Raw genomic sequence first — 13,627 nt, 5'->3', positions numbered from 1 at the left:
ATCCGATGCCCCTTGTCCACCGCTCGGCACTGCCTGCATTGTGCCTGTCGCTGATCCTGCCCTGGACCTTTTCTGTGCAAGCCGCCGATCCGGCTGCGCAAACCAAGGCCCCCGAGGAACAACCGGCGCAACGCCAACCCCTGCCCGAGCGCAGCCAGGAAGACGCCAGTGCCCTGGCACGTCAGTTGCCGGCCCAGGAGCAACAGCAACTGCAAGCCGGCGGCGACACCTTCCTGGCCCTGTGGAAGCCGGCCAACGCCAGCGACCCCAAGGGTGTGGTGATTATCCTCCCCGGCGCCGGTGAGACTGCTGACTGGCCGCAAGCCGTGGCGCCACTGCGCAACAAATTGCCGGACACCGACTGGGGCAGCCTGAGCCTGAGCCTGCCGGACATGCTCAGCGAAGCCGCCCAGCCGCGGGTGGTCGAGGCGGCTCCAGCGCCTACCGACAAGAGCAACACCGCCAAGGACGCCAGCGCTGAAGCCAAGCCCATCGAACAGGTGGCCGGCGGCGAAACCGACGTGGCCGACCGTGTCGTCGCGGAAAGTACCGAGGAACAGGTCAAGGCCGATGCCGAGCGGATCTTTACCCGGATCGACGCGGCCCTGGCCTTCGCCGAACAACAGAATGCGCGCAGCATCGTGTTACTGGGCCACGGCACGGGCGCCTACTGGGCCGCCCGCTACCTGAGCGAGAAGCAGCCCTCGCAAGTGCAAAAACTGGTGATGGTAGCCGCTCAAGCGCCAGCCAACGGCAAACCCCAACTGGCGGAACTGACGCCGACCCTGAAACTAGCCACCGCGGACTTTTTCTACGCCGACAAGAGCGCCGCACAGAAAGCCGCCCTTAAGCGACTGCAGGCCAGCAAGCGCCTGAAGCACTCGAACTTCAGCCAGATCCCTCTCAAGGCCGTGCCCGGCAACGCCGCCGCCCAGCAAGAGCAACTGTTCCGCCGGGTACGCGGCTGGCTGAACCCACAACAGACCGACAACTGATAGCGCCGGCCGCCATCGTCCGAGGGACGACGGCAGCGCGGCCCGGGCTTATCAAGCTCAGCGAAAATCCCGGCGCTGGCGGATCAGGGCATAGGCGCTGTGCAGTTCCCGAGTCTTTTCCGTGGCCTCGCGTATTTGCTCCGTACTGGCGCCACTGCCGGCGATCTTGTCCGGGTGATGACGGCTGAGCAGTCGTCGATAGGCGCGCTTGATCTGCGATGGCTCGCTGGTGGCGGCGACCCCCAGCAGCCGTAGTGCCTCCTGATAGCTCAGCGGCGCTTCGACCAGCGAGCGTCTTGCCGGACCATAATCCTGTGCCAGGGCCTGGATCTGCTCCGACGTCCAGCCCAGCCACTTGCCCCAGAGCTGGATCAGCTCTCGCTCCGCCGGCCCTACCCGGCCATCGGCCCAGACCATGCGCCAGCAGGCGCGCAACACCCCTTCCGCGGCGTGAGGCTGGGCTCTGAGGCGCCGCAGGTAACCGTGCAGACGGTCATTGCCCGACTTGCCCCGGTTGAAAGCCGCTATGGCCCTGCGCTGTGCGGCTTCATTCATGTCCAGCGAGCGCATTTCCTGGCGGGCTTGCTGAATGTGCCCATCCACCACCCGACCGTCGCTTTTCGCCAGGCGCCCCAGCAGTACGAACAACAGTTCATCGTTGCGCAGCGCAGAGGGTCCACCCAGGCGCTCACGCACATGTGCCCAGCTGTGCAGTTGCAGGCGCCGGTCCAGCGCCTGCCCCAACAATGCCCCAAGCATGGCCCCCGGAATGCTGGCAATTGCAAAACCCGCTCCGGCTCCGATCAGAGTCCCTGGCCACCACATATCAGCGACTCGCTTGCAGCAGGCGCTCGACCTGCGCCAGGCGCTCGATCGTGCCCACGTCGATCCACTGTCCCTGCATGTGCTCGCCGCTGACCTGGTCCCGGGCCATGGCTTCGCGCAGCAATGGAGCGAGCTTGGAAGGACCGGCCACGCAGCCTTGGAACAAGTCGGGATGCAGGACCGAGATGCCGCTGAAGGTCAGAGCCGCCACGCCAGGGCGAGCGTCGTGCAACCTCCCGCCCTCCAGGCAGAAATCACCACCGCTGGGGTGATGTGCCGGGTTGTCCACCATGACCAGGTGGGCAAGCCCGGCCAGGGGGCGGCGCAATGCGGCGAAGTCGTAATCGGTCCAGATATCGCCATTGACCACCAGGAACGGTTGGTCCCCCAGCAATGGCAGGGCCTGGAAGATTCCGCCGGCGGTTTCCAGCGGCTCGCCTTCAGCCGAGTAGCGGATGTTCAAGCCCCAGCGCTGGCCATCGCCCAGAGCATCCTCGATCTGCTGGCCGAGCCAGGCGTGGTTGATGACGATGTCGCGAAAGCCCGCCTGGGCCAGGGCTCGCAGGTGGTATTCGATCAGGGGAACACCGGCCACCGGCAACAGTGGCTTGGGGGTGGTCAGGGTCAGGGGGCGCATGCGCTCGCCCTTGCCGGCCGCCAGAATCATCGCCTTCATGCCTCACTCCCCGCGGGCTGGCTCAGGCTGCGCAGCAATTGGCCCAGTTCGGCCAGCTCGGGACGGCGGGCCAGCACCGCTTCTATATAAGCAAGGAAGCGCGGCACATCCGTCAGGTAACGGGGTTTGCCGTCGCGATGGCAGATCCGCGAGAAGATCCCGATCACCTTGAGGTGACGCTGCACACCCATCAGGTCGCTGGCACGCAGAAAGGCTGCAAAATCGTCCTGCACCGGGATTCCCAGTGCCCGAGCGCGATTCCAATAGTCGCTGAGCCAGTTCTGGACCCGAGGCTCCGGCCAGCTGAGGAAGGCATCCTTGAACAGACACGTGACGTCATAGGTCACGGGACCGTAGACCGCATCCTGAAAATCCAGAACGCCCGGGTTCGGTTCACTGAGCATCAGGTTGCGCGGCATGTAGTCGCGGTGCACCAGCACCTTGGGCTGCGCCAGCGCGCTGTCGATCAACAGATCGCTGACCCGCTGCCACTGTTCACGTTGCTGCGCGTTAAAGGTGATCCCCAGCTCGCGCCCGACGTACCACTCGGGAAACAGCTCGAGTTCACGACGCAGGAGAGCCACATCGTAGCTGGGCAGCGGCGCCGCCATCGGCAGTTGCTGAAACGCCAGCAACGCCTGCAATGCGTCGTCAAACAGCGTATCGGCATTGTGCTCGTCGATCACGTCGAGATAGGTCTTGTTGCCCAGGTCATTGAGCAGCAGGAAGCCGCGCGCCAGATCCTGTGCATAGATTTTCGGCACGTTAATGCCCGAGGTCGCCAGCAAATGGGCGATGTCCACGAAGGGTTTGCAATTTTCCTGGGGGGGCGGGGCATCCATGACCACAAAGCTGCGGTCCGCACTCTGCCAACGGAAATAACGGCGGAAACTCGCGTCGCTACTGGCCGCGGTCAATGTCGCCGGGGGCACTTCGCCCCAGCCTTGCTCTGCGTAAACAATCGCCAACTGCTCATCGAGCCAAACTTTCAGGTGTTGCAAGCGTACATCTTGGTCAGGCATTACAAGGGTCTCCGACGGCGCTAGCCGTCAAGCGGGTCATGCTTTATTATCCAGCATCTTTTTCAGACCATCGAGAGGCGTGCGGCCCACACCGCGGGCAGATGGCACGCAGGAAGCCCGGACTAATAAGATGGCATTGAAATCCCCCGCGTTTCGTAAAAAATTCCCGTTGCTGGTTACCGGCGGTTTGCTGGCCCTGCAACCTCTAGCCACTTCCTTCGTGGTCGCTGCGGAACAGTATGACTGCTCAGTCTCTGCTTCGGGTGGCTGGGCCTGTGCGCCGAAAGCCACTGCAGCCCAACTGCCTCCGCGGCCGGTCCACGACGCCAACTCGGTCAGCTCCAGCGTTGCTACAGCAGCTGATGCCGGTGCTGCGGGCGAAGCAGCCAGCGGCGACAAGCCGACGCTGGTGACCGAAGCCAAAGGCCGTGGACTGAAATCCCGCAGTGCCGACTACAGCCACCTCGACTGGGTGCCGCGCGAGAAGCTCACCGCCGCACAATTGGCCGAGACCGGTCCTTACTGCTCTGGTTCCTATATCGAACCGATTCGTCCTGGCATGAATGACAAGACGAATAAAAGTGACGCCCCGACCTTTATCGGTGCCAAGGCCTCGCGTTATCAGCAGGAAGAACAAGTGGCGACCCTGGCCGGTGACGTGGTCATGCGTCAGGGAAGCATGCAGGTCGAGGCCGACGAGGCCAATCTGTATCAGGCCGAGAATCGCGGTGAACTGAGCGGCAACGTACGGATTCGCGACAACGGCACGCTGATGGTCGGCGACCATGCCGACGTGCAGCTCGACACTGGTGAAGCCAAGGTCGACAACGCCGAATACGTGATGCACAAGTCGCGGGTACGGGGCAGCGCGCTGTACGCCAAGCGTGCGGAAAACGCTATCATCCGCCTCAAGGATGGTACGTACACCACCTGCGAACCGAACAGCAACGCCTGGCAGCTCAAGGGCAACAACATCACCTTGAACCCGGCCACCGGCTTCGGCACCGCGACCAACGTGACCTTGCGGGTCAAAGACATTCCGGTGCTCTACACCCCGTATATCTACTTCCCGATCGACGACCGTCGCCAGTCCGGCTTCCTGCCGCCGAGCATTAGCAGTGGTGGTGATACCGGCTTCATGCTGGTCACGCCGTACTACTTCAACCTGGCACCGAACTACGACGCCACGTTGTACCCACGCTACATGGCCAAGCGCGGCCTGTTGATGGAAGGCGAGTTCCGCTACCTGACCAAGAGCAGCGAAGGTCAGTTCGGCGCCGCCTACCTCAACGACGACGATACCGATCGCAGCAAGCAGACCGACTACGAAAAAACTCGCTACATGCTCAACTGGCAGCACAAGGGCGGGCTTGATTCGCGTCTGATGACCGAGGTCGACTACACCAAGATCAGCGATCCTTACTATTTCCAGGATCTGCAGACCGATCAGCTGGGGGTGAAGTCGTCCACCGACTACGTCAACCAGCAAGGCGTCGTGACCTATCGTGGCGATGACTACACTGCGCGCCTCAACGTACAGGAGTACGAGCTGGCAAGCGTATCCAACATCACCCCGTACAACCGCCTGCCGCAGATCACCTTCAACGGTGCCTTGCCGTACCACCCGCAGGGTTTGGATTTCACCTATGAAACCGAGCTGGTGCGGTTCGAACGCGACCTGAGGAAAGGCAACTACTTTGACAAGGACGGCGGCCCATTCGATGCTAGCGGCAATGCAATCGGAACTCGTCGCCTGGATGAAAACGTTGCTGGTCTGGCCCGCTCCAACGGTGACCGCCTGAACCTCAAGCCTGGCGTCAGCCTGCCGCTGAACTGGAGCTACGGCTACCTGACACCGTCCCTCAAGTACATGTACACCCAGTACAACCTTGATCTGGATGGCCAAGGTAAAAGCGACCTCATCAAGAACCGGAATAACTCTTCCGCACTGGGCGAATCGTTCAAGAGCTCGCAGAACCGCGGCGTCCCAATCGCCAGCCTCGACGGCGGCCTGTACTTCGACCGCAATACCCAATGGTTTGGCAAGAACTACCGCCAGACCCTGGAACCGCGCGCGTTCTACCTCTATGTACCCAAGGAAGACCAGAAGGACATCCCGGTGTTCGATACCGGCGAGTACACCTTCAACTACGCCTCGCTGTTCCGTGACAACCGCTTCTCCGGCTCCGACCGCGTCGGCGACGAGAACAAGCTGTCTCTGGGCGTGACCAGCCGCTGGATCGAAGACAACGGCTTCCAGCGTCAACGCATCAGCGTCGGTCAGGCTATGTACTTCAAGGACCGCACCGTCCAGCTCCCGGGTATCGACTACCGCACCCGCGCCGACGCCACGTCCAATGTCTCGCCTTACGCGCTTGAATACGAATACCGCTACAACCGCGACTGGCGCACCACTGCCGACTACAACTGGGACCCGGACAGCCACAGCACGCGCTCCGGCAGTGCGATGCTCCACTACCAGCCTGAAGACAACCCGAACAAGGTTATCAACGCCGGCTATCGCTATCGCAACGACCAGATCCGCTATGACCAGAACAGCGGCACCTGGAAAATGGGCGGCGACTATGGCACTCCGGGCCAACCTGGCTACGTGAAGGACTACTACAAGATCCAGCAGCATGACTTCTCGGTGATCTGGCCGATCGTGCCGCAATGGAACGCCATCAGCCGTTGGCAGTACGACTACAACCGTAACCGCACGCTCGAGGCCTTCGGTGGTTTCGAATACGACAACTGCTGCTGGAAACTGCGCCTGATCAGCCGTTACTGGGTCAAGTATGACGAGTTCAGTCAGAACGCTCCGGAGAACGAGAAAGGCGACCGCGGCATCTTCCTCCAAATTGTTCTGAAGGGTCTCGGTGGCGTCATGGGCACCAAAGTAGAGAGCTTCCTCGACAAAGGCATCCAAGGTTATCGTGAACGTGAAGACCAAGCTTTCTGATTGTCTGCGCCCGCTGATGCTGGGCGCGCTGTTCCTGAGTACCGCGGCCAGCGCCGCGGTGCAGTCCATCGACAAGGTCGTGGCCATCGTCGATAACGACGTGGTCATGCAGAGCCAGTTGGACCAGCGGGTTCACGAAGTCCAGCAAACCATCGCCAAGCGTGGCGGTGGCGTGCCGCCTACCAGCGTTCTGGAACAGCAGGTTCTGGAGCGCCTGATCGTTGAAAACCTGCAACTGCAGATTGGCGAACGCTCCGGCATCCGCATCACCGATGAAGAGCTGAACCAGGCTATCGGCACCATTGCCCAGCGCAACAGCATGAGCATCGAGCAGTTCCGCGCCGCCCTGGCTCACGATGGCCTGTCTTATGAAGACGCGCGTGATCAGGTTCGCCGCGAGATGATCATCAGCCGCGTGCGTCAACGCCGTGTGGCCGAACGCATTCAGGTATCGGAGCAGGAAGTGAAGAACTTCCTGGCCTCGGACCTGGGCAAGATGCAGCTCTCCGAAGAACTGCACCTGGCCAATATCCTGATCCCTACCCCGGAAAGCGCCAACTCCGAAGCGATTCAGAGTGCCGCCCGCCAGGCCATGGACGTGTACCAGCAACTCAAGCAAGGCGCGGACTTCGCCCAGCTGGCGATTGCCCGTTCCGGCAGCGACAACGCCCTGGAAGGCGGCGATATGGGCTGGCGCAAAGCCGCTCAACTGCCACCTCCGTTCGATCGCGAACTGAGCGCAATGGCCGTCGGTGACATCACCCAGCCTGCTCGCACCCCAGGCGGCTTCATTATCCTCAAGCTGCTGGACAAACGTGGCGGCGGCAATCAGGTGCGTGACGAAGTGCATGTACGCCACATCCTGATCAAGCCAAGCGAGATTCGCAGCGAAGAAGAAACCAAGCGCCTGGCGCAGAAGCTCTACGAGCGCATCGAAGCCGGCGAAGACTTCGCCGAACTGGCGAAAAGCTACTCGGAAGACCCGGGCTCGGCGCTCAATGGTGGCGATCTCAACTGGATCGACCCGAATGCCTTGGTGCCGGAATTCCGCGAAGTGATGGCCAAGACCCCACAAGGTCAGCTATCCAAGCCGTTCAAGAGCCCTTATGGCTGGCACGTACTGGAAGTCCTTGGCCGTCGCGCCACCGACAGCACCAGTCAGGCCCGTGAGCAGCAAGCCATGACCGTGCTGCGTAATCGCAAGTACGACGAAGAACTGCAGACCTGGTTGCGGCAGATCCGTGACGAAGCCTACGTCGAAATCAAGCTGCCTGGCGCTGAACAGGCGGCACAGTGAAACCCAGACGTTTCGCTCTGACACCCGGCGAACCAGCGGGTATAGGTCCTGACCTATGCCTGCTGCTCGCCTCGCAACCCCAGCCCCATCCCCTGATTGCCATTACCAGCCGCGACCTGCTCCTTGAACGGGCCGCGCAGCTGGGCGTGGCAGTCAATCTGCTGCCGGTAACCCTGGAGCAACTGCCGACTGAGCCCGCACCCGCAGACAGCCTCTATGTCTGGGACACGCCCCTCGGCAAACCAGTGGTCAGTGGCCAACTGGATCAGGCCAATGCCGCCTTCGTCCTGGAAACCCTGACCCGCGCCGGCCAGGGCTGCCTGGATGGGCACTTTGCCGGCATGATCACTGCCCCCGTGCACAAGGGCGTGATCAACGACTCCGGGATCGCCTTTTCCGGGCATACCGAGTTTCTCGCGGACCTGACCCACACCGAACAAGTGGTAATGATGCTGGCCACCCGTGGCTTGCGCGTGGCCCTGGTGACCACCCACCTGCCCTTGCGGGAGATTGCCGACGCCATTACCGTCGAGCGCCTGGAACGGGTCACACGGATCCTGCATGCCGACTTGCAGCGCAAGTTCGGCATCCCCCAGCCACGTATCCTGGTGTGCGGGCTCAACCCTCATGCCGGCGAAGGCGGACACCTGGGCCGCGAAGAAATCGACATCATCGAACCCACCCTGGAGCGCCTGCGCAATGAGGGCATGGACCTGCGCGGTCCTTTGCCTGCGGACACTCTGTTTACCCCCAAATATCTGGAGCACTGCGATGCAGTGCTGGCGATGTACCACGACCAAGGCTTGCCCGTGCTGAAATACAAAGGCTTCGGCGCGGCCGTCAATGTGACGCTCGGCCTGCCGATCATCCGCACCTCCGTCGACCATGGCACCGCCCTGGACCTGGCCGGCAGCGGCAAGATCGACACCGGCAGCCTGCAGGTCGCCCTGGAAACCGCCTACCAGATGGCCGAGAACCGTTTATGAGCGAGCAATACCAACACCGGGCGCGCAAGCGCTTCGGCCAGAACTTCCTGCACGACGCCGGCGTCATCGACCGCATCCTGCGGGCCATCCACGCCAAGCCCGAAGACCGCATGCTGGAAATCGGCCCGGGCCAGGGCGCCCTGACCGAAGGCCTGCTGGGCAGCGGCGCGCAGTTGGATGTGGTGGAGCTGGATAAGGACCTGATCCCGATCCTCAACCAGCAGTTCGCCGGCAAGAGCAACTTCAACCTGCACCAGGGCGACGCCTTGAAGTTCGACTTCAACACCCTGGGCGCGGCGCCAAGCAGCCTGCGGGTGGTCGGCAACCTGCCCTACAACATCTCCACTCCGCTGATCTTCCACCTGCTGCAGAACGCCGGGCTGATCCGCGACATGCACTTCATGCTGCAAAAGGAAGTGGTCGAGCGTCTGGCAGCCGGTCCCGGCGGCGGTGACTGGGGCCGCCTGTCGATCATGGTCCAGTATCACTGCCGCGTGGAACACCTGTTCAACGTCGGTCCTGGCGCCTTCAACCCGCCACCGAAAGTCGACTCGGCCATCGTGCGCCTGGTGCCTCATGCGGTACTGCCACACCCAGCCAAGGATCACCGGCTGCTGGAACGCATCGTGCGCGAAGCCTTCAACCAGCGCCGCAAGACCCTGCGCAACACCCTCAAGGCCCTCCTCAGCAGCGCCGAGATCGAAGCGGCCGGCGTCGACGGCAGCCTGCGCCCCGAGCAATTGGACCTGGCCGCTTTCGTGCGCCTGGCCGACCAGCTGGCCAACCAGCCCAAGCCTGCCGCCGACTGAGCGCTCCCCCTGCCCGAGATCGGGTAGGACGCCGGACAGGATGTCTGGTTTACTACCCGGTACTTGACCTAGACTGACCTCCATCAGCTTTGTCCCGCGCCCCGCTTTGCTTTAAAGGCCTCTTGCATGTCCGATCCTCGTTATCAGGTCGATGTCAGCGTCGTCACCCGCTTTCTGGCAGACCAATCGCAACCCGAGCAAAACCGCTTCGCATTCGCCTACACCATCACCGTTCATAACAATGGCTCGCTCCCGGCCAAGCTGCTGTCCCGGCACTGGGTGATCACCGACGGCGACGGTCACGTGGAAGAAGTGCGCGGCGCCGGCGTGGTGGGCCAGCAACCGCTGATCGCCGCCGGCAAAAGCCACACCTACAGCAGCGGCACCGTGATGACCACTCGGGTCGGCAACATGCAGGGCAGCTATCAGATGCTCGCCGAAGACGGCAAACAGTTCGACGCCATCATCGCGCCCTTCCGCCTGGCGGTCCCCGGAGCCTTGCACTGATGGCAACGTACGCTGTCGGCGACCTGCAAGGCTGCCTGGAGCCGCTGCAGTGCCTGCTTGCACAAGTCGCCTTCGACCCAACCCGGGATCGCCTGTGGCTGGTGGGCGACCTGGTCAACCGTGGCCCGCAGTCGCTGGAAACCCTGCGCTACCTGTACTCGATCCGCGACTCCCTGGTCTGCGTGCTGGGCAATCATGACCTGCACCTGCTGGCCGCCTGGCGCAACATCGAGCGCCTGAAAAAGTCCGATACCTTGCGCGAGATCCTTGAGGCTCCCGACCGCGAAGAGCTGCTGCAGTGGTTGCGCCAGCAAAAACTGATGCACTACGACGAAGCCCGCAATGTGGCACTGGTGCATGCTGGCATCGCCCCTCAGTGGTCGCTGAAAAAGGCCCTCAAATGCGCCGCCGAGGTGGAAGAAGCGCTTCGCGACGACAACCTCTTCGAACCCTTTCTGGACGGCATGTACGGCAACGATCCGGCGAAATGGGACAGCGACCTCAAGGGCGTGACCCGCCTGCGGGTCATCACCAACTATTTCACCCGCATGCGCTTCTGCACCAGCGAGGGCAAGCTCGACCTCAAGAGCAAGGAAGGACTGGATACCGCCCCGGCGGGCTATGCCCCCTGGTTCAGTCACAAGGAGCGCAAGACCCGGGACCTGAAGATCATCTTCGGCCACTGGGCGGCCCTGGAAGGCCACAGCAACCAACCCGGTATTTTCGCCCTCGACAGCGGCTGCGTCTGGGGCGGGTCCATGACCCTGCTGAATGTCGACAGCGGCGTGCGCCTTACCTGTGATTGCGATGCTCAGGGACACGCCGCAAACCTTTCCCCCAACCCCTTGCCCGTCTCGGCAAAGCGCTAGTCGGCGCTGACTATCAAGCTCCAGGAGCCCGCCATGAGCGAATTCAAACGCATTCCCCCAGAACAGGCCCAGGCACTGCGCGAGCAAGGCGCCGTGGTGGTGGACATCCGCGACCCGCAAACCTATGCCCTGAGCCATATCAGCGGCTCGCAGCATCTGGATAATCACTCCATTTCCGATTTCATTCGCGGCGCCGACCTGGACGCCCCGCTGGTGGTGGTCTGCTATCACGGAAACTCCAGCCAGAGCGCCGCCGCATATCTGGTCAGCCAGGGGTTTTCCGATGTCTACAGCCTCGACGGCGGCTTCGAACTGTGGCGTAGCACCTACCCGACGGAAATCGCCCAAGGCACCGCCGAATAATTTTTTTCCCGGGCTCCAGCCCGCGTACTACGCGGGCTGACGCGCCACCGGACGAACGGTAGTGCGCAACTAATTCCCCATCTCGCCTTGACCTCCCGGATTCCGAACTATCCTTAGCCTCAGGCCATCCAAATCAGGGGAGAGCCGGTACACCGGCGAGTGGGTCATCGGTACTAGCTTTCAAGGTCGATAGCTTTGGAAGTGTTCTGGGGGGTAAACGGCAACTGGATTTTCAGTTGCTCGCCAGCACTTGACTGACTGATCCGACGCCGGCTCAACGTATCGAGCGAGGTGACGTCATGAGTATTTTTAGCCACTTCCAACAGCGCTTCGAATCCACACGCCAGGAAGAGTTCTCGCTGCAGGAATACCTGGAGCTGTGCAAGAAGGACCGAAGCGCCTATGCATCCGCCGCCGAACGCCTGCTATTGGCCATCGGCGAGCCAGAACTGCTGGACACTTCGACCAACTCGAGGCTGTCGCGAATCTTTTCCAACAAGGTGATCCGGCGCTATCCGGCCTTTGAAGACTTCCATGGCATGGAAGAATGCATCGACCAGATCGTCTCCTACTTCCGACACGCCGCTCAGGGCCTGGAAGAGAAGAAACAGATCCTCTACCTCCTGGGTCCGGTGGGCGGTGGTAAATCGTCCCTGGCCGAGAAGCTCAAGCAACTGATCGAGAAAGTGCCCTTCTACGCCATCAAGGGTTCCCCGGTCTTTGAATCGCCACTGGGGCTGTTCAACGCCACGGAAGATGGCGCGATTCTCGAAGAGGATTTCGGCATTCCCCGGCGCTATCTCAACACCATCATGTCGCCCTGGGCCACCAAGCGCCTGTCGGAGTTTGGCGGCGACATCAGCCAGTTCCGCGTGGTGAAGCTGTACCCGTCGATTCTCAACCAGATCGCCGTGGCCAAGACCGAGCCCGGGGACGAGAACAACCAGGACATTTCGGCACTGGTCGGCAAGGTGGATATCCGCAAGCTGGAAGAATTCCCGCAGAACGATGCCGATGCCTACAGCTACTCCGGGGCACTCTGCCGGGCCAACCAGGGCCTGATGGAATTCGTCGAGATGTTCAAGGCACCCATCAAGGTGCTGCACCCATTGCTGACCGCAACCCAGGAAGGTAACTACAACAGCACCGAGGGGCTGGGGGCGATCCCCTTCACCGGCATCCTGCTGGCTCACTCCAACGAATCGGAGTGGCACACCTTCCGCAACAACAAGAACAACGAAGCCTTCATCGACCGGATCTATATCGTCAAGGTGCCTTACTGCCTGCGCGTCACCGATGAAGTGAAGATCTACGACAAGCTGCTGTTCAACAGCTCCCTGGCCAAGGCCCATTGCGCCCCCGACACCCTGAAAATGCTGGCGCAGTTCACTGTGCTGTCGCGCCTCAAGGAGCCGGAGAACTCCAACATCTACTCGAAGATGCGGGTCTATGACGGTGAAAACCTCAAGGACACCGATCCCAAGGCCAAGTCGATCCAGGAATACCGCGACAGCGCCGGCGTCGATGAGGGGATGAATGGCCTGTCGACCCGGTTCGCCTTCAAGATCCTGTCGAAAGTCTTCAACTTCGACCCCCATGAAGTGGCGGCCAACCCGGTGCACCTGCTGTATGTGCTGGAACAGCAGATCGAGCAGGAACAGTTCCAGGCGGAAACCCGCGAGCGCTACCTGCGCTTCCTCAAGGAATACCTGGCGCCGCGCTACATCGAGTTCATCGGCAAGGAGATTCAGACCGCTTACCTGGAGTCCTACAGCGAGTACGGCCAGAACATCTTCGACCGCTATGTGCTCTATGCAGACTTCTGGATTCAGGATCAGGAATACCGCGATCCGGAAACCGGCGAGATCCTCAATCGCGTGGCCCTCAACGAGGAACTGGAGAAGATCGAGAAACCTGCTGGCATCAGCAACCCGAAAGATTTCCGCAACGAGATCGTCAACTTCGTCCTGCGCGCCCGGGCCAACAACAACGGCAAGAACCCCACCTGGCTCAGCTACGAAAAACTGCGGGTGGTCATCGAGAAGAAAATGTTCTCCAACACCGAGGACCTGCTGCCGGTCATCAGCTTCAACGCCAAGGCCAGCAAGGAGGATCAACAGAAACACAACGACTTCGTCACACGAATGGTCGAGCGCGGCTACACCGACAAACAGGTCCGGCTGCTGTCCGAATGGTATCTGCGGGTCAGAAAATCGCAGTGATGCAGCGGCAAGCTTCTAGCTACGAGCTGCAAGCGCGATGCTGCGGAGCCTTCCCGGGCCCCGCCGCTGCGCGGCTTGCGGCTTGAGGCTTATG

12 protein-coding genes are annotated in these 13,627 nt (G+C 61.7%); 9 read left to right on the top strand and 3 right to left on the bottom strand.

The window, feature by feature from the left end; translation table 11 throughout:
* The first annotated feature begins 5 nt into the window (after positions 1 to 5).
* Entirely contained in the window at positions 6 to 995 is a 990-nt protein-coding gene (locus tag BLV47_RS01920) for an alpha/beta hydrolase family protein (RefSeq protein WP_092309321.1), read from the top strand.
* 57 nt (positions 996 to 1,052) lie between these two features.
* Here BLV47_RS01920 and BLV47_RS01915 read toward each other — a convergent pair whose 3' ends face one another.
* The 3 genes from BLV47_RS01915 to BLV47_RS01905 are packed head-to-tail and all read right to left on the bottom strand — an operon-like array spanning position 1,053 to position 3,518.
* Positions 1,053 to 1,820: a TerB family tellurite resistance protein gene (locus BLV47_RS01915; protein WP_092309318.1), complete on the bottom strand. Its 768-nt coding sequence runs from the start codon at positions 1,818 to 1,820 to the stop codon at positions 1,053 to 1,055.
* Between the two features lies 1 nt (position 1,821).
* The gene (gene murU, locus BLV47_RS01910; protein WP_092309315.1) at positions 1,822 to 2,496 is read right to left on the bottom strand and encodes an N-acetylmuramate alpha-1-phosphate uridylyltransferase MurU; all 675 of its coding nucleotides are present in this window, start codon (positions 2,494 to 2,496) and stop codon (positions 1,822 to 1,824) included.
* Positions 2,493 to 3,518, bottom strand: a complete 1,026-nt coding sequence (locus tag BLV47_RS01905) for an aminoglycoside phosphotransferase family protein (protein WP_092309312.1) — start codon at positions 3,516 to 3,518, stop codon at positions 2,493 to 2,495. Before BLV47_RS01905 ends, murU begins: the two co-directional genes overlap by 4 nt.
* A 130-nt stretch (positions 3,519 to 3,648) precedes the next feature.
* Here BLV47_RS01905 and BLV47_RS01900 point away from each other — a divergent pair, with 130 nt between their 5' ends.
* The 8 genes from BLV47_RS01900 (at position 3,649) to BLV47_RS01865 (ending at position 13,533) form a co-directional block, all read left to right on the top strand.
* A complete protein-coding gene (locus tag BLV47_RS01900; RefSeq protein ID WP_092309309.1) occupies positions 3,649 to 6,480 on the top strand; it encodes an LPS-assembly protein LptD in 2,832 nt (943 codons plus the stop codon).
* Positions 6,461 to 7,777 (top strand): peptidylprolyl isomerase SurA, encoded by a 1,317-nt coding sequence (gene surA / locus BLV47_RS01895; RefSeq protein WP_042942111.1) that lies wholly within the window; start codon positions 6,461 to 6,463, stop codon positions 7,775 to 7,777. The genes BLV47_RS01900 and surA overlap by 20 nt, the downstream gene beginning before the upstream one ends.
* A complete protein-coding gene (gene pdxA / locus BLV47_RS01890; RefSeq protein WP_092309306.1) occupies positions 7,774 to 8,763 on the top strand; it encodes a 4-hydroxythreonine-4-phosphate dehydrogenase PdxA in 990 nt (329 codons plus the stop codon). Before surA ends, pdxA begins: the two co-directional genes overlap by 4 nt.
* Positions 8,760 to 9,572, top strand: coding sequence for a 16S rRNA (adenine(1518)-N(6)/adenine(1519)-N(6))-dimethyltransferase RsmA (rsmA, locus tag BLV47_RS01885; protein WP_092309303.1), 813 nt, complete (start codon positions 8,760 to 8,762; stop codon positions 9,570 to 9,572). Before pdxA ends, rsmA begins: the two co-directional genes overlap by 4 nt.
* 126 nt (positions 9,573 to 9,698) lie before the next feature.
* A complete protein-coding gene (gene apaG, locus BLV47_RS01880; protein ID WP_060841373.1) occupies positions 9,699 to 10,079 on the top strand; it encodes a Co2+/Mg2+ efflux protein ApaG in 381 nt (126 codons plus the stop codon).
* Positions 10,079 to 10,948 carry a symmetrical bis(5'-nucleosyl)-tetraphosphatase gene (locus tag BLV47_RS01875; protein WP_092309300.1) on the top strand — a complete coding sequence of 290 codons (870 nt, stop codon included), beginning with the start codon at positions 10,079 to 10,081 and terminating at the stop codon, positions 10,946 to 10,948. Before apaG ends, BLV47_RS01875 begins: the two co-directional genes overlap by 1 nt.
* Positions 10,949 to 10,981: 33 nt before the next feature.
* Positions 10,982 to 11,311 carry a thiosulfate sulfurtransferase GlpE gene (glpE, locus tag BLV47_RS01870; protein WP_092309297.1) on the top strand — a complete coding sequence of 110 codons (330 nt, stop codon included), beginning with the start codon at positions 10,982 to 10,984 and terminating at the stop codon, positions 11,309 to 11,311.
* A 299-nt stretch (positions 11,312 to 11,610) separates the two neighbouring features.
* Entirely contained in the window at positions 11,611 to 13,533 is a 1,923-nt protein-coding gene (locus BLV47_RS01865) for a PrkA family serine protein kinase (protein WP_011063831.1), read from the top strand.
* Positions 13,534 to 13,627 lie beyond the last annotated feature (94 nt).

The organism is Pseudomonas saponiphila (genome assembly GCF_900105185.1).
Taxonomy (GTDB): domain Bacteria; phylum Pseudomonadota; class Gammaproteobacteria; order Pseudomonadales; family Pseudomonadaceae; genus Aquipseudomonas; species Aquipseudomonas saponiphila.
This window is presented reverse-complemented; position numbering and strand designations above follow the sequence as displayed.

Excerpts from the sequence above, each read along its gene's own strand:
- rsmA (WP_092309303.1), top strand. The coding sequence starts at position 8,760 with ATGAGCGAGCAATACCAACACCGGGCGCGCAAGCGCTTCGGCCAGAAC.
- BLV47_RS01900 (WP_092309309.1), top strand. The coding sequence starts at position 3,649 with ATGGCATTGAAATCCCCCGCGTTTCGTAAAAAATTCCCGTTGCTGGTT.
- murU (WP_092309315.1), bottom strand. The coding sequence starts at position 2,496 with ATGAAGGCGATGATTCTGGCGGCCGGCAAGGGCGAGCGCATGCGCCCC.
- BLV47_RS01920 (WP_092309321.1), top strand. The coding sequence starts at position 6 with ATGCCCCTTGTCCACCGCTCGGCACTGCCTGCATTGTGCCTGTCGCTG.
- BLV47_RS01905 (WP_092309312.1), bottom strand. The coding sequence starts at position 3,518 with ATGCCTGACCAAGATGTACGCTTGCAACACCTGAAAGTTTGGCTCGAT.
- BLV47_RS01915 (WP_092309318.1), bottom strand. The coding sequence starts at position 1,820 with ATGTGGTGGCCAGGGACTCTGATCGGAGCCGGAGCGGGTTTTGCAATT.
- glpE (WP_092309297.1), top strand. The coding sequence starts at position 10,982 with ATGAGCGAATTCAAACGCATTCCCCCAGAACAGGCCCAGGCACTGCGC.
- BLV47_RS01875 (WP_092309300.1), top strand. The coding sequence starts at position 10,079 with ATGGCAACGTACGCTGTCGGCGACCTGCAAGGCTGCCTGGAGCCGCTG.
- apaG (WP_060841373.1), top strand. The coding sequence starts at position 9,699 with ATGTCCGATCCTCGTTATCAGGTCGATGTCAGCGTCGTCACCCGCTTT.
- BLV47_RS01865 (WP_011063831.1), top strand. The coding sequence starts at position 11,611 with ATGAGTATTTTTAGCCACTTCCAACAGCGCTTCGAATCCACACGCCAG.